Genomic DNA, 19,175 nt, shown 5'->3' on the forward strand with positions numbered 1-19,175 from the left:
TTAACTCAAAGATAAATGAAACTATTCTGCACATTGACGCTACTAATAATTACGTTCGGATGTTCTGAAAAAGTGGAGCCTTCCCGTAGGGATTTAAACTCCGCCATTGAGCTATTTAATGAAGCTTATGTCACTGCTGACACTTCCGCATTGGCCCGTATGATAACCGATAATTATGTTCATACTAATAATACATGGAAGTCATTTGGGAAAGAAAAGTGGCTCTCCTATATGTCGGCGCGAAGAAAAAATATCGCTGCTGGAATTCTCGAAGTTCGCACATATTTAATGGATGAATATGCTGTGGAACAATTTGAAAACTCAGCAATCGTCACCGCCAGAATCAAAAGCTCTGGTATTGAAAATGGCGTTGAGTTCACCAAGCAATTCCGCATTACTACCCTTTGGATATACGATGGGAGTCGCTGGCTAAGAGCTGGCTTTCATGATACAGTAATCGATTAGTCTTTCTCAATTAGGAGCAATGATTGATCCTTCAGGCATATCAAACAAACGCTCTTCTGGAGCAGCAGCTGACAATTGAATATTATCAAACATGGCCTCACTTCTTACCTCTCCAACTCTAACTCCATCATACTCATACCATTGAAGTACTGTAGGTAGTACAAGACCATTAAACTCGCTCCACTGGTCATATTTTACCAGCCTGTACTTATCGCTTGGTTCACCACTTCTGTATGTTACGGTATACATCAACCATTCCATCTTATTTGAATTCTCATCGTACCAAATAATGTAGTTGTCGTCTGGCGCATCTCCGATATTTTCACCATAAGAGATTTTAATCCCGCTATACATTTTACCATCCAACTCTCTGGCCTCTACATCTTCATAGTACGCACCCGGATCCCCAACGACAAATGGCATGGCATAGAAGTAGAAATACAAATTGTGATAGAATCTTGCTCTGCTTGCATCCACAGAGTCAGGCGCTATCCAAACATTCTGACCATCAAAGCCAATCGTCTGCTTTGGTGATTCTAATCTAATTTTCCTATTCTGAAGATTTGTAACCGTTGATTCATCTCCTTTTAAATAGGTAAGTGATTTCATCCTTGACCACTGCTCATAGCCACCATGCGCATCAAGCACTTTGGTCAGCGATTCTGAATGATGTTCAGGTTTTTGATAAACAGGTACTTGTTCTTCAGTAGTTTCATTTTGGGTTGCTGGCTGGCAAGCGATACTAAATGCAAATATTGCCAAAAAGGTGAGATGCTTCATTTTAATAAAATTTTCTACGAAAGTATTCTAGAATCACATAGATCATAACTAGCATACAAGCTAATCGTTTGAAACGTAAGGAAGAATACAAATAGAATTTTGAGCACTAGATTTGCGACTTATTTATCTCACGAATGAAAAAAAATCCTCACTCACTTTACACTTTTCTTCTTCTAATTCTAAGCTTGTCGCTAATATATTCATGCAAATCTGATGATACGCTGCTGCCTGATGGAGAAGTTTTAGTTATCTCTGGCGACAATCAAGTAGGCGTAAAAGGAGAATATTTGCCTGAGCCTATTGTCATTAAAGTTGCCTCTCGATTCAGAGCAGAAAACCTCATCGTAGAAAACGGTCAAGAAGGTGCTGGTTTTCTGGTAACCGATAATTTTAGTCTAGATATAGGTGCAAATGTTTTGGATGGAAATTATGAAGCCAGAATTTACTTATCGTTGGGCTGTGATTTAGGTAATCAAACTTTTGAGGTGATCATCCGCGAAAGTTCTTGTTTTGCCAATCCCGATTGTCCGATACTAGCATCAGTACAAATCAATGCATCTGCCTCCGAGCCCAATACAGAATGGAGTAGAATTTGTAATGTCTCAGGTTTAAGTACGATGATTAATAGGAACGGAACGATCTACTCTGTTTCTCAGCCTTTCTTTGGACGTGAATCTGAATTAATTATGTCCACTGATTTCATCAACTGGACTACCCTTACCACGTTCACCAATCAGTTAATCGACATAAATATTTTGAGTGATGGAACTTTTGTTGCGCTCACCAATGGTGACTTAATGACTAGCAGCGATGGAATAAACTGGCAAAATAAAAGCGAAGGTCTTCCCTTTTCTGAAGAATTTCAGCAGCCTGGCCAATTGCTTGCCGAGGATTCGGTTCTTTTTGTAGGCTTCCATGAAAATGCTTTCTCTCAATGGTATCGATCAAGAGACTTAGGTGAGAATTGGGAACAACTTCAAACGCCATTAGAGAATTATCCGATTGTCAGAAGTGTCAATGGAAATCTGTATGGACAGTCCAATACATTTTCTGATGAAATTCTTCAGTCAACTGATTTTGGTAATAACTGGGAGTCGATCGATTATACGGGTACCATTACGGGCAGCATCCAGAGCATTCTTCCCGATGAAGATAATAATCTGCTAATTGTGTCTCACCAAACTGAAATTGTATCAGGCCCAAACCAACCAGGATTTGCCAGAATTAGCAGCAAACTCCATCTGCTAAATACCACCACGCTCAATCTCTCCGAGATCGACTTTAATGATGAGGAAGAATCATACATTTCTCAAATAGCCAATTATAATGGTAATATCTATGTTTTAAGTGGTGGTAATATATATATATCCATTGATGGAACATGGCAGAAGATAGAAGGTCCAGTTCTCAATCTTCCAAGTATCGAAGGTCTTACTTTTGCCTCTTCGCTTGACTATTTATTTGTTAATGGTTTAGGTGAATATCTCATCTCAGGACGCACATATACCTACTCCAACTTTATTGATTAAGAATCTCAAACTAAAATTAATTACGTCTTAACGAAACATTAAAACTACAATTAAGGTATAAGATATTTATTATTACTACATTTAAGGTAAATATGTAAAATCATGGGAAAACATCAACTGGGTGAATTCGAAGAAGTGGTGATGCTTACCGTAGCAATTCTCACCGATGACGCTTACGGATTTGCCATCATTGAAGAGATGGAAAGTCGCCTCAATAGAAAAGTCAGTATTGGCGCTTTACAAACAGTGCTTCGAAGACTTGAAAAGAAAGGATACCTCTCTTCAGAGCTTGGAGAAGCTACAAGTGTACGGGGCGGAAAACGAAAACGGTTCTTTCATCTGACCTCAGCAGGTAAAAACATCCTTCAAGAAACTAAAGAACAGCGCCTTGGCCTGTGGAATGCGGTTCCTGAGTTTGTGGTGAAATTCAGTCACTAAATGAACGAAAAACAAACAATATCTCCTCCAAGATGGGCCCTTAGGTTTTTCCGATGGTTTTGCGACCCGGAATGTGCCGAAGATATTGAAGGTGACCTTCTGGAGCGGTTCGAAAAAAGGACTAACGAAAATAAATCAGCCAAGTGGCTCTTCTCTCTGGACGTAATGAAGCTTTTTCGCCCGGGTATCATAAGGCCCTTCACTGACAGTCAAAAACTAAATAACTACGGCATGATCTCTAACTACTACAAAGTGAGTATGCGTAACATACTCCGTAACAAGACATTCTCTTTTCTCAACATTTCAGGACTTAGTGTTGGTATTGCTAGTTGCATTCTAATCCTTATTTATGTCAACAATGAGCTCTCATATGACACTTACAACAGCAACTACGAAAACACCTATCGGGTGATTCACTACTATGGACAACAAGGAGAAGCACCCGACTATGCTACTCTTCCAACTAAAGAATATCAAGTTTGGGGTAATGCGCCTGTAGCCCCTTCCATGCAGGAATACTTTCCGGAGGTGCATAAGGTCTTTCGATTTACAAGTGATGCTCCATGGTTATTTTCTTACAATGGAATCACCTATTCCGAGTCAAATATTTTATTTGCTGATTCAACAGCATTTGAAGTTTTTGACTGGAAAGTTTTAGCTGGCAACCCCGAAACAGCATTAGTTCGCCCAAACACAGTGGTGCTGACCAAAGCACTAGCTGTAAAGTATTTCGGTGAGGAAAATCCCATTGGTAAATCGATCCTCATGGATAACCAGGAACCTTACGAAGTGACCGCAGTAGTTGAGATCCCAACAAACTCACACTTCTTTTTCAATGGGCTTATTTCAATGAGCACATTTCGAAACTCTAGACCTTCCATTTTTAATGCTTGGGGATACGTCGATTTCTATACATATTTCACAATGAAGCCCGGTGCTAGTATCGACCAATTAAAGGAGAAGGTTCCGGCCTTTCTAGAGGCCAACTTCCCTAATGACTTCAATTACCATATTGATTTTGAGCCCCTTTCTGAAGCGTACTTACACTCGGATGCCGGGAGGCAGCCTGGGCCAGTAGGTAGCATGGGAAACATCTACATTTTCACTTCGGTAGCCATTTTCATCTTATTAATTGCTTGTATCAATTTCATGAATCTTTCTACTGCCCGGTCGGTAGAGCGAGCTAAGGAAGTTGCCATCAGAAAAACGATAGGTTCACAGCGAAGATCATTGATCTATCAGTTTTTAGTCGAAGCCATTCTTGTGACATTCATTGCTTCAATCTTGGCGACAATACTTGTGTTTTTTGGTCACTCATTGCTAGAACTCATTTCTGCCAAGGCTCTTCCAATAGACTGGCTATTCACTTTTCAGAATGCACTTGTAGCAATTATTGGCATATTAATTATCGGTGTTGTAGCAGGAAGTTATCCTGCTTTTGTTCTTTCTACTTTCAGACCCATCACGGTTCTCAAAGGTTCATTTAAGACATCCTCCAGAGGCATCTGGTTGAGAAAGTCCTTAGTCGTGATCCAGTTTGCTTTATCGATTATCCTTTTGGCAGGAGCTACTGTAGTTTCTTCTCAACTGGATTTTCTGCAAAAGTATGACTTGGGGTTTGACTCAGAGCAGGTTTTAGTAATCGACTTTGGCTATGATGGTGAGGTGCAACGAAAGCGGGAGTACATAAAGCAGCAGTTTTTAAATCATGGCGATGTAGAGATGGTTTCGGTTTCTCGGGCTACACCTGGAGATTTCTTTCCCAATGCCGGAACCGGAGTGGCTGATCCTATTTCCGGCGAAATCACCTATCAAGGACCAGCAATCTACGAAGTGGATGAGGACTTCATACCCACCTACAAAATGAATATGGTAGCAGGAAGAAACTTCTCAGATGACTTTCCCTTGGATTCCGCCAATGCATTGATTCTTAATGAATCTGCAGCAAGACTTTTTGGCTATCCTAACCCTCAAGATATTATTGGTCAGTCATTCGAACAATGGGGAAGAGAAGGCAAGATTGTGGGGGTTGTGGAAGACTTTAACTATGTTTCATTACACGAAGAAGTTGAGCCACTTTCTATCCGATTTGGTACACAGTTTAATGTATCTGTAATCTCACTTAAGCTTAAGAGTGTAGACTATTCAAAAACACTTTCTGAATTGGAAAGGATATGGAATAACGCAGTACCTCACAGACCATTTGACACACGATTTGCTGATCAAAATTTCGACGCACAATATGATGCGGACGAGCGGTTTGGGATGATCTTCTCCGTCTTTTCAACCTTGGCCATATTTGTTGCCTGCCTTGGTCTATTCGGTTTAACAATCTATAGTACTGCTCAACGCAACAAAGAAATAGGTGTAAGAAAAGTGCTTGGTGCATCTACCAGCCGCATCATTACATTACTTTCCAAAGACTTCCTGGCACTCTTCGTTATCGCGTTGATTATTGCTATTCCTCTTTCCTGGTACGTGATGAACAGCTGGCTAGACGGATTTGCCTATCGCATTTCTCTCGGTGTTGAGGTGTTTGTGATTTCCGCTCTTGTTACGCTGGTGGTCGCTTTCATTACCATGAGCTTCAAGACTGTAAATGCTGCACTTGCAAATCCAGTAGACTCATTGAGAGATGAATAGAAACTCCAAAAATATTTACTTAGTTACAATCAGCTGACTAGCTAATCCAGAAATTTAATAACAAGCATTCATTGCATAACTATAAAAATAGTAATAAGACTATTTTTATAGTTATGTTTGTGTTATGTTCAAAAACAATCTAAAAGTTGCCATCAGAAGCCTGATGAAACGTAAACTGTTTACACTTATCAATTCATTAGGTCTTTCTGTCGGCCTCACCAGCTGCATTCTCATTACATTATTTGTAATCAATCAGTATTCGTACGATAAGTTTTTTTCGAATGCCGATCAAATATATCGGATGGTTGAACATCGGATATCACCAGAAGGGGTAGAGATTAATAGTCACGTTCCATATTCATTTGTAGGAACTGTTTTAAATGACTATCCTGAGATAGAGAGTGCTACCGCAATTGCTGGTCCATTTCCCAACCAACGAATTTCATTATTGGATAATGAAGGCCTAAAGGTAAACTTTTTAGAAAGTGGTGTATTGCTTGCAGACAGCAATTTTTTCAAGGTATTCAGCTTTAAAATGATCACCGGTAATGGCGAATCCGCTTTAAAAAGACCCAATAGCATCGTGCTGACAGAAAGTACAGCATTGAAATTTTTTGGATCACTAGATTTGGTTGGTAAACCAATTACTGTTTCTGGAAGAAGTTCAATCGTGACCGGCGTTTGTCAAGACCCTCCTGTCAACTCTCACTTCAAATTCTCCTACCTTGTTTCTTCTACTTCAGTACGATGGTTTAGCCAGGATCAATTTAACCTGCGATATGCTAAATGCTACTTTAAACTACATTTTAATGCAGACTCAGAAAAGCTAGAGGCTAAGTTTCCAGAAATGGTTGATACTTACTTGGCCAGCGAAATAGAACGGGTTAATAACGTCACGTGGAAGGAATATCAACAAGCCGGAAATGGCTACAACTATTTTCTTCGGCCACTAACTTCAATACACCTGGACTCAGAAATAGATGGCGGTATGAAAGCAAGGGGTAACCCAACCATGCTCAAGGTACTTGTCGCTGTTGCATTCCTAATCTTCTTAATCGCATGTATCAATTTTATGAATTTATCTACTGCCCGATCCTTGGAGCGCGTACGTGAAGTTGGGATCAGAAAAGTACTGGGGTCAGCTAAATATCAATTAATTTTTAAGTTTCTCATCGAATCATTCATAATAAGTTTTGTTGGAGTATTGTTAGCCGTTGTTAGTGCCTTATTGCTGATTCCGACATTTAATTCCCTCTTTCACTCAGCTATCGTCTTTCCATTCACAATCAGCGCTTTCATCATCTTGTTGAGTGCAACAATTATTATTGGCTTATTGGCTGGATTATATCCTGCTTTTGTGCTTTCTTGCTTCAAACCTGTAAATGCCCTGAAAGGATATTTTTTTACCAAAAAAGGCAGCTGGACAAAAAAAGGATTAGTAGGGTTCCAGTTTTGGATTTCTATTCTCCTAGTTATTTGTACACTTATCTTCCAGAAACAAATTGATTTTCTCGAAAACAAAAATCTTGGGTTTGACAAAGATCAATTATTGGTGATTGAAGGTACTTTTCATATGGATGCAAATTATACTCGTCCTTTTCTGGAAGAGGCTAGTACAATTCCTGGAGTAAAAGGAACCGCTGGTACTCTTTGGGTTCAGGGCTTTCAGGGAACCTGGTTTGATAAGTACACAATAGGCAGTGTACCTACTACACATTCCCTGAGAAGGGTAATTATTGGCGATCAAGTGGCTGAGCTGATGGATTTCGAACTAGTCGATGGTTCATTCTTTTCAAAACAATCCAATGACGAACAATCTGTGTTACTCAATCAAGCCGCTGTTGATGCATTTGGAATGGAAGATCCAGTTGGTGAAACGATCAGCATGCTTGAGCACGACGAGGGAGCACTCGAAAAAGTTCCTTTTAAGGTAAAAGGCGTGATTCGAAATTTCAATTATCAATCATTGCATAATAAGATAGAACCTCTGGTGCTTCTAAGTAATGAAGCATTTGCAGGCCGCATGTCATATATTCTAATAAAGCTGGAAGGGCAAAATATCAAGCAAACTATTGAGATACTTGAAGAAAAATGGGGAGATCTGATTCCCGATCGATCGTTTACTTTTCGATTTATGGACGATACACTTGAAGCTAACTATCGAAACGAGAAAACCATTGTTACCATCTTTTCAATATTTTCAGGCATCAGTATTTTTATCGCTGGAATAGGGCTTCTTGCTCTTTCAGCATTCACTATAAGTCTACGGACGAAAGAAATCGGAATCCGGAAGGTTATCGGAGCAAGTGTCACCAGTATCTTACTATTATTGTCAAAAGACTTTGTTAAAATCATAGCCCTGGCATTTCTGTTCGCAATTCCGGTGGCATGGTTTGCGATGGAATATTGGCTACAGGATTTTGCTTATCGGATCAATATCTCTGCTGATTCTTTTATCATATCAGGAGGTATCGGCCTAGTTATTAGCTGGGTAACAATAAGCTCTCAAGCCATAAAAGCGGCATTAACCAATCCGATTGATTCGTTGAAGGATGACTAAATCATAATCTTTCTATCTCATATCTATAATCAGCCTGGAGATCTTCATGAAGGCTTGATAAAGCTTTTTCAATCCGTTTGATCTCTCGATGGTATAGGTTATTAATTGTATTGTGACGTTTGATGGCTATGCCTGAGTCTTTAATATGCTGACAGAAATATAATCGTACTTCTACTTCAGTTTGCTTTTGGCCTGAGTATCGGAGTGACTTATTAAGCGAGCGTACTATTTTCTGCAAACCCTTTTTGGCATAATAGAGATGACTCATATTGATATCATCCATCAAATCATCAATATCTTCTTTTAATAGTTTGATATATGAAGATTCGTCTCCAGCCTCAAAGAGCAAATAGGTCAGCAGTTCTTTATTATCTTTTTTAAATCGCCCCAGTCTCAAACATATAGTAAGCAACTCATCTGGGTTTCGCTGTTTCAATTCCCCTTTAATATCTGCCAATGATGCTGCCTTCATTAGTTAAAGTTACACCTTGACTTGGGATAATAATTTTACTACAAATAGGAATTAATAACCAAATTTCTTTTTCTTCGTAAACACTACAAATAGGAATTAATTATGAGCATGATGCTCAACCCAACTATTGAGAACACGGATTTGACTAATAGATTGGGGTGGTAGACGCTCATCTTATAACTTTTATAAAAATGAAGAAATTTCAATTAGGTGAATTCGAAGAAATCGTAATGCTCACTGTAGCCATTCTTTACGATGATGCATATGGAGTTTCCATCAAAAAAGAAATTGAGAATAGACTGAAACGGAATGTGAGTGTCGGCGCGTTACAGTCAGCTCTTAAGCGCTTGGAAGATAAAGACTATCTAGCATCACTTGACAAAGATGCTACACAAGAGAGAGCTGGGCGACCAAAACGATATTATAAAATTACATCACTTGGAAAGCAGGCTATGCAGTATACTAAAGAGACTCGAAACTCACTGTGGGAGGCTATTCCATCAGTTTCTCTCGATGTAAAATTTGCTAAAATCTAGCATGCAAAGCCCTCCTAAACTTTTCCTTCGCTTCTTTCGGTGGTTTTGCCATCCACTATTGGCTAAACCCATCGAAGGTGATCTCATGGAGCTTTATGAAGAGCGAGTGCTGGAGTTTGGAAAGAGAAAAGCAGATTTAAAATTTATCAAAGATGTGCTCCTCCTGTTTAGGAAAGATATTATCAAACCATCAGATGGCACTTATAGAATTAACACGTACGGTATGTTCAAAAATTATTTCAAAGTAGGGATCAGAAATATCCTGAAATACAAAATGTTCTCCTTTATCAATGTATTTGGACTCGCAGTAGCTATGTCCGTTTGTATGTTGATCATCCTGATGCTTGCCGATCAAAGGAGCTTTGACAGGTTTCATTCTGAAAACGATAGGATCTACCGTGTTTTGGGAACACCCGTGATCGGCAGCTGGCCCTACGCCACGATACCTATGCCATTAGCTGAAACTTTGAAAGAAGAATACCCCATCGTAGAGGACGCTATTTATTTACGCAGAGGTATCGGAGGAGATGCCTCTTTCAACCAAAAAACAGTTGAACTTAAAGGATATTTTACAACCAGTTCTTTTTTTGAAATATTCAGCTTTCCACTAATCGAGGGAGATAAATCAAGTGCTCTATCATCCCCAAACTCCATTGTAATTAGCAAGGAAAAGGCTTATCAATTATTCAATGATAAGAATCCAATCGGAAAACAAATAAAATTCGAAGACAGAGGACTGCACATATTGGACATTGAATCTGGAAAACCTTCGGTGGATTGGGGTACTTATACAGTAACTGGAGTCATAGACCTAAGTTCTTATAAAACACATTTGACGTTTGACGCATTGGTTTCTTCCACCACTTTACAACAGCTATATACAGACAGTCTAATCGCTAACGTATCTGAAAACTGGGAATATTATTGGGCAGCTTACACATACCTTAAAGTAAAAGAGGGAACCACTCAAAATCAATTGGAAATCGCGTTAACTGATTTGTCAAATCGTAAATATTCCGACTCAGAAGAACTTGCCGATTATCAATTTTCCAGTCAGAATCTTTCAAAGATTACGCCTGGAATTCCCGTGAATAATGAACCTTCATTCCGTCTGCCTGAAATCGCCTATTACATTCTGTCAATTCTGGCGCTTGTCATTATGATAATGGCGTGTTTAAACTATACGAATCTTTCCATTGCACGGTCTCTCACTCGAATGAAGGAAATTGGTGTCCGGAAAGTAAACGGGGCAACGCGAAAAAATCTAATTTTTCAATTTCTTACTGAATCCGTTATTACTGTCCTCATTGCGCTGGTGGTGGCTTATGTGGTTCTTTACTTTACAAAAGAGGCATTTATGAGCCTCTGGTTCAATAAATATTTCAATTTTGAGCTAAGCACCTCACTCTCTGTCATCTTCAAGTTTCTTGTTTTTGCCCTAGCTATTGGTTTAGTCGCAGGGACATACCCTGCACTGTTTCTTTCAAAAAAGAATCCTATAAATGCGCTTAAAAACACCAACATTTCCAAAGGCAAATGGGGGCTTCAAAAAGTGCTAAATGTCTCTCAATTTGTAGTATCTCTTATTTTCATTGTCACTTCAATGGTGATCTATAATCAGTTTAAACACTATACCGAATTTGAATATGGATTCAATTCAGAAAACATCATAAACATTCCGCTTCAAAGCAACGATTATGATTTAGTTGTTAATGAATTTAGTCAGGTTTCGGGTGTGACCAGCATCTCAGCAGTTGATTACATCCCTGCAACCGGGATCTCGAATGTCATCGAACTGGCTTCATCAAAAGAAGATGATGAGCCGTTTGTACTCCTCAACTTTTATGTGGATGAACACTTTATTGACAATCTCAATCTTAAACTTCTACATGGACAACCGATCACTTCATCTCGGGAAGATGGAAAATATATCGTGATTAATGAATCCGCTGTAGAAAAACTAGGCTATGAAAACCCGCAATCTGCCATTGGTCAAATTTGGGAACTTGAAAATGGTGAGTCCTCTGTTCAAATCATTGGAGTAGTAGAAAACTTTAGAGCAACACTATTGATCAATGGACACGAAATAAGACCGATGGCCTTGAGTAATAGTAAGAGCAACTTGAACTATCTAAATGTTAGAATTGCAGAAGGTAACCCGCTAAAAACTGTTGCAGATTTGGAGGCTCGGTGGAAGCAGTTGGATCCCATTCATGAATTTAAATACGACTTCTATGATCAGGAATTGGCAAATACGAATCTTGCCATTTTTGATGTGGTCACTATCGTAGGATACATTTCATTTCTCGCGATCTTAATTGCATGTCTAGGTTTACTGGGGATGGCAACATACGTTACCGAACGTAAGACAAAAGAGGTAGGTATAAGAAAGGTGTTGGGTGCTGAGGATTTTAAAATAGTCCTGATTCTCTCCAAATCCTTTTTAAAACTGCTAATTATCTCAATATTAATTGCCGCTCCACTTAGCTATTTCGTCAATAGTTTGTGGCTTAACGACCTTCCAAATCGAGTCGAGTTAGGATTTGGAACTGTAATTATTGGTTCACTACTGATGCTTGGACTCGGACTTTTAACCATCGGTTCGCAAACATTGAGAGCGGCTAGACAAAATCCTGTAGAGACATTAAAAGATGAATAGCAATCCTCCCAAACTTTTCCTTCGCCTTCTTCGCTGGTTTTGTCATCCAAGATTGATTAAGCCAATTGAAGGTGATCTCATGGAGCTCTATGAAGAGCGAGTGCAGGAGCTTGGGAAACGAAAAGCAGATATAAAATTTATGAAAGATGTACTTCTCTTATTTAGAAAAGACCTCATTAAGCCAAGCGATGGCACTAACAAAATTAACACCTACGGTATGTTCAAAAATCATCTTAAAATCTCATTCAGAAACCTTCTGAAGCAAAAAGGATACACTGCAATCAATGTTTTCGGCCTGACCGTAAGCATGGCAATCACGATGCTAATTATACTCTTCATCATTGATCAGGATAGTCAGGATGAACACAATCCAAATGCCACCAACACCTATCGTGCTATTACGGTAGTTCATGATGTTGCAGAGGATAAAGATCGTTCATTCGGTACTTCTCCTTATGAGTTCAACCAACTGATCCCTCTCCATGTAGAGTCTGTAAAAGAATCTACTCAAATCGCAAAAGCCTCAGGGTTACTGGTGATTGATGATGACGAATTTCAATTTAGTGGCTTATACGTATCCCCAAACTTCTTAAGCTTCTTCCATTTCGATTTATTGCAAGGCAATAATATCAATGCGCTTAATAATGAGAATAACCTGATCCTTTCTAAGGAAATGGCAGTCAAGATATTTGGAGAAAGTTCCCCACTTGGGAAGGTAATTACTCTCGAAAAATTAGGTGATTTCATCATTTCTGGAGTGATCGATAGAAGTAAATACAAAACTCATCTCACCTATGATGCAATAATTCCAATAAGTGCATTTTCTAATAAGACTGAGAACAAAAGCTTATTAGCTGATTGGGAAGAAGGATCTAAAGTGTTTTATAATTATTTCAGATTAAAAGAAGGTGCCTCAGTTCAAATCCTGGACGCTTATTTTTCCAATCTGGATTTTAAGATGTCAGATGATAAAAAGGATCTCTTTCGATTTGAAACTCAACGCCTCGATCAGATAAACCTCGGATCATTAATTCGCAACGAAATTGGAACAACTACACCGAACTTTGTTGCCTATTTCTTCGGAGTACTTGGCTTGGTGTTGATTCTTTCTGCAAGCTTCAATTACATGAATATGGCCATTGCTAGAGGTTTAAAGCGCGCCAAAGAGGTCGGTGTTAGAAAAGTTTTAGGTGCTGGAAGAAGACAGGTAATTGCGCAGTTTTTGGTCGAAGCTCAACTGGTGATCTTTATTTCACTGATCTGTGCTTTTCTTTTGTTACAAATGTTAGTTCCGATCTTCAATGATCTAAAGATTCTACGTGATATTGACGGTGCTATTACCATGAATTTCAATAGCAATTTTTATGTCTATTTCTCATTTATTGCCTTTTCAATAATTGTAGGGATTGTCTCCGGAGTTTACCCGGCATTGTACCTTTCTTCTTTCAAATCACTTTCAGTTTTAAAAGGATCGAATGGTTCCGGAAGATCACCATCGTTTCTGCTTAGAAAAGTGCTTGTATTCTTTCAATACGCCTTCTCGGTGATATTCATCATAACCACAATCATCCTGTATCAGCAAGCAAAAGTTTTTGATACTACAGACTATGGATTTGAACATGCCAATATCATCAATGTGCCAATGAGGAAGAATATCCCATATGAAACATTCCGAAATGAATTGATGAAAAAATCAGCAATCGCTGGTGTTTCTGCCGTATCAAACCTTCCGGTTCTTTCGTTTTTTGAGGACATTGAATTAACTAGCAGATCTTCTACACAAGAGAATATTAAATCTTCCATCTTTTCTATCGACGCTCACGCCATTGATAATTTGGGTATTGAAATCCTTGCAGGAAACAACTTTTCAGCTAGCTCACAAAATGAAAAGGAGAATGTCATTATTAACGAAAAAGGAATGGATGCCTTAGGATTTGCTAGCCCAATGGATGCTTTGAATGCAACTATTGAATTGCACACATCTGATAAGGATACACGAGAGGAAATAACAGTAAAGAAGAAGATCATTGGAGTAGTTAAAGATTTCAACTACCAATTTGTATTCGTTGAAAGTGGTCCTCTCATCATGCAATATGACCCGGAATCATTGACCACCATTAACATTAAAGTAGCCGGAATCTCTCCAAAGAAGGGAGCCGAAATAATAGAATCCGTTTGGAATGAATTCGATAATAATCATGCAATGCACTACGAGACTTATGCATATGGAATGGAAGATATCAATTCTGAATTTTCTGAGTTGGTGAATATTGTAGGCATTGTTGGGTTCATTGCGATTCTCATCGCCTGCCTCGGCCAGTTTAGCATGGTGGTTCATCACGTAGAGCTCAAAACAAAAGAAATTGGAATCAGAAAAGTTTTAGGTTCCGGTATCAACAGTTTAATGATTGGTTTATCTAAAGGGTTTATTTGGGTGATAGTAATTGCAGTCGTTTTGTCTACTCCACTGGCTGTCTTAATCAATATTGCGTGGACAAGTAAAGTGTATAATGCGCCTGAAGTCTCTTTTATCAATATTTCTGTTGGGGTCGGGATTATCCTGACCATGGCATTGGGCACCATCTACATTTTTATTAGCAGAGCCGTCAAGGCGAATCCGGTAGAGTCTCTAAAATGTGAATAATATCCCTCCTTAGTTATTTCTTTTACAACTTAAATAGAAATCATTCGTATATTTGTTTTACAAATTCAATAATAATGGGTAGAACAAATTTTTTAGGCGAATTCGAGGAGTTGATCCTTACCTTGGTCTTAATCTTGGGTGATGAGGCATATGGCAATACCATCGTAAGAGCCATTAAGGAACATCAAAATCGTGAAGTGAATCTAAGTTCAGCTCACATTACACTTTATCGACTGGAAGAAAAAGGTTTTTTAGAATCTTACTTGGGAGGTGCAACTAAGGCTAGAGGTGGTAGAAAAAAGAGGTACTTCAAAATCACAAATGCTGGCAAAGCGTTGCTTCAGGAAATGAAAGATTCCAGAACCAATCTCTGGAAGCTAACTCCTCAACTAAACTTTAGCTCATGAGCCCAAAGCGACCTCCCCGATTGTTTGTCAACTTTTTTAAGTGGTACTGCAAGCCATCCTTACAGGAAACAATCCTTGGAGACATGGAAGAGCAGTTTGACGAAGACTTGGAACAATATGGAGCAAGTAAAGCCAAACGCAGATTTGGCTGGACAGTACTACGCTTTTTTAGAAAGGATATTATAAGGTCACTATTTAATGGGCAAAAACTCAACTATCTAGGAATGTTCAAACACAACCTTCTTATCACATACAGAGGTTTTAAACGACATAAAAGCACATTTCTTATTAATTTGATAGGTCTTTCCACAGGCCTGGCTTGCGTACTTTTCATCTACCTGTGGGTCACTGATGAAATTCGGAAAGATAAATTTCATGAAGATAATTCACACATCTATCAGGTATATTCAAACCACCACGATGCAAGCGGCACATTTACCTGGAAAGGCGTTCCAGGTCTTCTTGCCGATGAAATTAAAGCCAAAGTCTCAGAGGTTAAGCATGTGGTTGCTGCCACCGATGCTCATGAGTATACTCTAAGTACAGACAATGATGCCTATAAGGTGAATGGTAAATTCGCTAATGAGTACTTCTTTGATGTTTTTTCATTTCCTATTACCCATGGAGATGCGAAAAACGCACTTGTTGATCCATCAAGCATTGTAATAACTGAATCGCTTGCTGAGCGTCTCTTTAGCACTAGCGATGCGGTAGGGAAAACGTTGGAGTTTCACTTTTGGCAGTTCAAGAAAACACTTACAGTTACTGCTGTAATCGAGGATTTGACTACAGCAACGTCTGATCAATTTGACTTCATCATGTCATGGACATATTACCACGAGGTGTTAGTATCTTATAAACAGTGGGGAAATTATTATGCGAGAGTGATAGTAGAACTAAATGATCCCTCTAACAAAAAGCAAGCTGAGCAAAAGATAGATGCCATTTTTAAAGAAAATCTAGAGGGAACACGAACAGACTTGTTTCTTACTAATTATTCAGATCAGTATCTATTCAATAAATATGAAAATGGGGAGCAGACAGGAGGAAGAATTGAATATGTAAAGCTCTTCTCCGCGGTGGCGTTGTTCATTCTAATCATTGCCTGCATCAACTTCATCAATCTCTCGACCGCAAAAGCCTCACAGAAAACGAAAGAAATAGGCGTGAAAAAATCGTTAGGAGCTTCACGAAATTCATTAGTCGCACAATATTTTACTGAGACAACTTGCTTGTCTTTGCTCGGGCTTTTTGTAGCATATGCCCTAGTCTATCTCCTCCTGCCACAGTTCAACTATCTATCTGAAAAAGAACTTTCACTAAACATTGATGGAAACATGATCTTTAGTTCATTGGTTATTATTCTAATTGTTGGAATTATTGCCGGAAGCTATCCGTCGTTTTATCTGTCGGGTATGAATATCCTAAAATCGCTAAAACCCAGTCTCTCCATCGCTTCCAGGCATAGCTGGGGTAGACGCGCACTAGTGATCGTGCAATTTTCCATCTCCATCGTACTTATAGTAGCAACTATTCTTATTCAGCAGCAGATGAGATATGTTCAAACCAAAAACCTTGGCTATGACCGAGACAACATCGTCTATTTTGAGAGAGAAGGTAAGTTGCTTGAAAACCATGATGCGTTCATAAGTGAGCTACAAGATTTATCCGGTGTTGAAAAAACTGCGGCGTCAGGTTTTATGGTCGGTGGTGGAAACTCTACCGGTGGTGTAAGTTGGGAAGGTAAAACCGAGGAAGAGCAAGTTCAGTTTTGGGAAACAAAAGCAGGTTATGGCCTCATCGATCTATTGGGAATAGAACTTGTTGAAGGACGGGCTTTTGATCCTTCCTTTGGTACAGACTCTACTAGTATAATTTTCAATGAAACAGCTATTGCAGCGATGGGCATGGAAGATCCAATTGGAAAGACTATTCATCACTACAGCGGAGATAAAAAAATCATCGGTGTGGTAAAGGATTTCAATCTCATTTCACTCCATACAAAAGTGGAACCGGCACTATTCTTATTTAACCCTGAACAAACGCACTTCATTATGGTCAAAATTGAGTCTGGAAAGGAGCTGGAAACGATTGAAAAAATGGAAAGTTTATATGATGAGTTTAACACTAACTATCCATTCAACCCCAGGTTTGTAGATCAGGATTATCAAGCACTTTATAGCTCCGAAGAAAGAGTTGCCAGTCTATCAGGCTATTTTGCTGGACTGGCAATTATGATTTCGTGTTTGGGATTATTTGGTTTGGCTTCATTCACTACAGAAAGACGCACAAAAGAAATTGGAATAAGAAAAGTAATGGGCTCTGGTGTCTGGAACATAGTCCTCCTACTCACAAAGGATTTTACCAAAATGGTAGGTATTGCAATAGTCATAGGTATTCCTCTAAGTTATTATTTGGGTGCGAAATGGTTGGAAAATTATGCATATAGCATAGCGTTGGAATGGTGGTTGTTCATCGGAGCTGGAATTATTGCTTTGCTTATCGCTTGGATTACAGTAGGAACACAAACCATTAAAGCCGCCACCGTCAATCCAGTTGAGTCATTGAAAGATGAGTGATCACTTAAGAAAAGTTCTTTTCAAAGAACTTACAAAAATGAGTGATCTCACATTTTTCACACTTAGGTGATCTCGCGATACATGTGTATCTGCCATGCAAAATCAACCAATGATGTGCGCGTGAGATGTATTCTTCAGGAATGTGTCTCACAAGTTGTTTTTCGACTTCCAGCGGCGTTTTCGCTGTTTGAGTAACCAGGCCTAGTCGCTTTGAGACTCGAAAAACATGCGTATCTACAGCCATAGCGGGTTGGTTGTAAAGCACTGAGACAATTACATTGGCGGTCTTTCGTCCCACACCTTGGAGTGAGGTCAACTCTTTAATTGTAGTCGGAATCTCCGAATTGAATTCTTCAACTAATCTTTTGCTAAGCGCCATCAAGTGCTTCGTCTTATTGTTCGGATAAGACACACTTCGGATGTAAGGAAACAATTCTTCGAAGTGACTGGCCGCCATATGTTCAGGAGTTGGAAAATCCTCAAATAATGCAGGCGTAACTTTGTTGATCCTCGCATCTGTACATTGTGCACTAAGCACTACAGCCACAAGTAGCTCAAACGGATTGGAATACTGTAGTTCGGTTTCCGGTTGTGGATAAGACTCTGAAAAGTATCCTACGAACGCTTCAAATCGCTCCTTCTTGGTCATTGCCTAAAATTAGGCAGACTCAAGATTTTTAGAAGCATAAAGAATTCTTGAAACAACATCGCCTGGTGCTTTTAACTTAAAAGCTTCTAAGGCAGACTTTGCTTCTTCCAATTCTTCCAATCTTGATCGGAGTTCCATGTCAGCACTCAGCGATTCTCTCATCTCTAATCGCTCGTCCTCATTTATCTCGTCGTAAAGAAATCTTAATAAGTCATTTTCTGTAAAGGTTTTTGTCATACGCGTTTTGGGTTTGCTCAAATTTCTTTCTCAAGTTTATCAAGGCATACCTCATTCTTCCTAGTGCCGTATTGATACTCACATCCGTGGCATCAGCGATCTCCTGAAAACTCATCTTCATGTAGTGCCGCATAACTAGCACCTCACGCTGTGAGTCAGGCAAATCTTTAATAAAAGCCTTAAGAAGGTTATAGGTATCTTGTTTGATGTGTTCTTCTTCAATAGACGACTCTGAGAAATCTAGCGTATTAAACACGCTACTTCCATCCTCCATCACGATCAACGGGTATCGCTTGGCTTTTCTGAAGTGGTCTATGGACAGATTATGAGCGATTCTGAGAATCCATGGAAGAAATTTTCCTTCCTCATTATATCTGCCGGATTTGATGGTACGAATTGCTTTAATGAAAACCTCTTGCATAAGATCTTCGGCAGTGTACCTGTCTTTGACGATTAAATAAATGGTTGTAAAAACCCTGTCCTTATGACGATTGAGGAGTTCCTCAAAAGCCTCTTCGTTTCCTCCAATATAGAGGGATAGCAATTCGCTATCGTTCAAACTTGTCTTATTCATGTA

15 protein-coding genes are annotated in these 19,175 nt (G+C 39.1%); 10 read left to right on the forward strand and 5 right to left on the reverse strand.

The features are described 5' to 3' along the window. Window positions 1-15: 15 nt before the first annotated feature. A complete protein-coding gene (locus ABJG98_RS10335) occupies window positions 16-465 on the forward strand; it encodes a nuclear transport factor 2 family protein (RefSeq protein WP_348279437.1) in 450 nt (149 codons plus the stop codon). A gap of 6 nt (window positions 466-471) precedes the next feature. Here ABJG98_RS10335 and ABJG98_RS10340 read toward each other — a convergent pair whose 3' ends face one another. Further along, window positions 472-1,245, reverse strand: a complete 774-nt coding sequence (locus ABJG98_RS10340; RefSeq protein WP_348279438.1) for a DUF6503 family protein — start codon at window positions 1,243-1,245, stop codon at window positions 472-474. Window positions 1,246-1,379: 134 nt separating this feature from the next. On the opposite strand from ABJG98_RS10340, the gene ABJG98_RS10345 reads away from it, so the two are divergent. From ABJG98_RS10345 to ABJG98_RS10360, 4 genes are all read left to right on the forward strand, one after another. Further along, window positions 1,380-2,774, forward strand: a complete 1,395-nt coding sequence (locus tag ABJG98_RS10345) for a hypothetical protein (RefSeq protein WP_348279439.1) — start codon at window positions 1,380-1,382, stop codon at window positions 2,772-2,774. A gap of 102 nt (window positions 2,775-2,876) precedes the next feature. Continuing rightward, complete coding sequence (locus ABJG98_RS10350; RefSeq protein ID WP_348279440.1) at window positions 2,877-3,212, forward strand: helix-turn-helix transcriptional regulator; 336 nt, start codon at window positions 2,877-2,879, stop codon at window positions 3,210-3,212. After that, a complete protein-coding gene (locus tag ABJG98_RS10355) occupies window positions 3,213-5,855 on the forward strand; it encodes an ABC transporter permease (protein WP_348279441.1) in 2,643 nt (880 codons plus the stop codon). 163 nt (window positions 5,856-6,018) lie between these two features. Next, window positions 6,019-8,415 (forward strand): ABC transporter permease, encoded by a 2,397-nt coding sequence (locus tag ABJG98_RS10360; RefSeq protein WP_348279442.1) that lies wholly within the window; start codon window positions 6,019-6,021, stop codon window positions 8,413-8,415. A 1-nt stretch (window position 8,416) separates the two neighbouring features. On the opposite strand, the gene ABJG98_RS10365 is transcribed toward ABJG98_RS10360, so the two are convergent. Further along, window positions 8,417-8,887 (reverse strand): hypothetical protein, encoded by a 471-nt coding sequence (locus ABJG98_RS10365; RefSeq protein ID WP_348279443.1) that lies wholly within the window; start codon window positions 8,885-8,887, stop codon window positions 8,417-8,419. A 191-nt stretch (window positions 8,888-9,078) separates the two neighbouring features. On the opposite strand from ABJG98_RS10365, the gene ABJG98_RS10370 reads away from it, so the two are divergent. The 5 genes from ABJG98_RS10370 (at window position 9,079) to ABJG98_RS10390 (ending at window position 17,712) form a co-directional block, all read left to right on the forward strand. Next, entirely contained in the window at window positions 9,079-9,423 is a 345-nt protein-coding gene (locus ABJG98_RS10370) for a helix-turn-helix transcriptional regulator (RefSeq protein WP_348279444.1), read from the forward strand. A 1-nt stretch (window position 9,424) separates the two neighbouring features. Continuing rightward, complete coding sequence (locus tag ABJG98_RS10375; protein ID WP_348279445.1) at window positions 9,425-12,082, forward strand: ABC transporter permease; 2,658 nt, start codon at window positions 9,425-9,427, stop codon at window positions 12,080-12,082. Beyond that, on the forward strand, window positions 12,075-14,726 hold the full coding sequence (locus tag ABJG98_RS10380; protein WP_348279446.1) for an ABC transporter permease: 2,652 nt from the start codon (window positions 12,075-12,077) through the stop codon (window positions 14,724-14,726). Before ABJG98_RS10375 ends, ABJG98_RS10380 begins: the two co-directional genes overlap by 8 nt. A gap of 74 nt (window positions 14,727-14,800) precedes the next feature. Then, window positions 14,801-15,133, forward strand: a complete 333-nt coding sequence (locus ABJG98_RS10385) for a PadR family transcriptional regulator (RefSeq protein WP_348279447.1) — start codon at window positions 14,801-14,803, stop codon at window positions 15,131-15,133. After that, complete coding sequence (locus ABJG98_RS10390) at window positions 15,130-17,712, forward strand: ABC transporter permease (protein ID WP_348279448.1); 2,583 nt, start codon at window positions 15,130-15,132, stop codon at window positions 17,710-17,712. Before ABJG98_RS10385 ends, ABJG98_RS10390 begins: the two co-directional genes overlap by 4 nt. A 4-nt stretch (window positions 17,713-17,716) precedes the next feature. Here the strand turns inward: ABJG98_RS10390 and nth are convergent, their stop codons facing one another. Genes nth through ABJG98_RS10405 form a run of 3 tightly spaced genes read right to left on the reverse strand, consistent with a single transcriptional unit; the run spans window position 17,717 to window position 19,172 of the window. Continuing rightward, window positions 17,717-18,361 (reverse strand): endonuclease III, encoded by a 645-nt coding sequence (nth, locus tag ABJG98_RS10395; protein WP_348279449.1) that lies wholly within the window; start codon window positions 18,359-18,361, stop codon window positions 17,717-17,719. 9 nt (window positions 18,362-18,370) lie between these two features. After that, the gene (locus tag ABJG98_RS10400) at window positions 18,371-18,598 is read right to left on the reverse strand and encodes a hypothetical protein (protein ID WP_348279450.1); all 228 of its coding nucleotides are present in this window, start codon (window positions 18,596-18,598) and stop codon (window positions 18,371-18,373) included. After that, complete coding sequence (locus ABJG98_RS10405) at window positions 18,573-19,172, reverse strand: sigma-70 family RNA polymerase sigma factor (RefSeq protein ID WP_348279451.1); 600 nt, start codon at window positions 19,170-19,172, stop codon at window positions 18,573-18,575. The genes ABJG98_RS10400 and ABJG98_RS10405 overlap by 26 nt, the downstream gene beginning before the upstream one ends. Window positions 19,173-19,175: the final 3 nt, after the last annotated feature.

This window comes from Ekhidna sp. (assembly GCF_039960695.1).
Lineage (GTDB): Bacteria > Bacteroidota > Bacteroidia > Cytophagales > Cyclobacteriaceae > Ekhidna.

Coding starts and splice junctions, on each gene's coding strand:
- ABJG98_RS10335 (WP_348279437.1), top strand. CDS start 16: ATGAAACTATTCTGCACATTGACGCTACTAATAATTACGTTCGGATGT.
- ABJG98_RS10340 (WP_348279438.1), bottom strand. CDS start 1,245: ATGAAGCATCTCACCTTTTTGGCAATATTTGCATTTAGTATCGCTTGC.
- ABJG98_RS10345 (WP_348279439.1), top strand. CDS start 1,380: ATGAAAAAAAATCCTCACTCACTTTACACTTTTCTTCTTCTAATTCTA.
- ABJG98_RS10350 (WP_348279440.1), top strand. CDS start 2,877: ATGGGAAAACATCAACTGGGTGAATTCGAAGAAGTGGTGATGCTTACC.
- ABJG98_RS10355 (WP_348279441.1), top strand. CDS start 3,213: ATGAACGAAAAACAAACAATATCTCCTCCAAGATGGGCCCTTAGGTTT.
- ABJG98_RS10360 (WP_348279442.1), top strand. CDS start 6,019: ATGAAACGTAAACTGTTTACACTTATCAATTCATTAGGTCTTTCTGTC.
- ABJG98_RS10365 (WP_348279443.1), bottom strand. CDS start 8,887: ATGAAGGCAGCATCATTGGCAGATATTAAAGGGGAATTGAAACAGCGA.
- ABJG98_RS10370 (WP_348279444.1), top strand. CDS start 9,079: ATGAAGAAATTTCAATTAGGTGAATTCGAAGAAATCGTAATGCTCACT.
- ABJG98_RS10375 (WP_348279445.1), top strand. CDS start 9,425: ATGCAAAGCCCTCCTAAACTTTTCCTTCGCTTCTTTCGGTGGTTTTGC.
- ABJG98_RS10380 (WP_348279446.1), top strand. CDS start 12,075: ATGAATAGCAATCCTCCCAAACTTTTCCTTCGCCTTCTTCGCTGGTTT.
- ABJG98_RS10385 (WP_348279447.1), top strand. CDS start 14,801: ATGGGTAGAACAAATTTTTTAGGCGAATTCGAGGAGTTGATCCTTACC.
- ABJG98_RS10390 (WP_348279448.1), top strand. CDS start 15,130: ATGAGCCCAAAGCGACCTCCCCGATTGTTTGTCAACTTTTTTAAGTGG.
- nth (WP_348279449.1), bottom strand. CDS start 18,361: ATGACCAAGAAGGAGCGATTTGAAGCGTTCGTAGGATACTTTTCAGAG.
- ABJG98_RS10400 (WP_348279450.1), bottom strand. CDS start 18,598: ATGACAAAAACCTTTACAGAAAATGACTTATTAAGATTTCTTTACGAC.
- ABJG98_RS10405 (WP_348279451.1), bottom strand. CDS start 19,172: ATGAATAAGACAAGTTTGAACGATAGCGAATTGCTATCCCTCTATATT.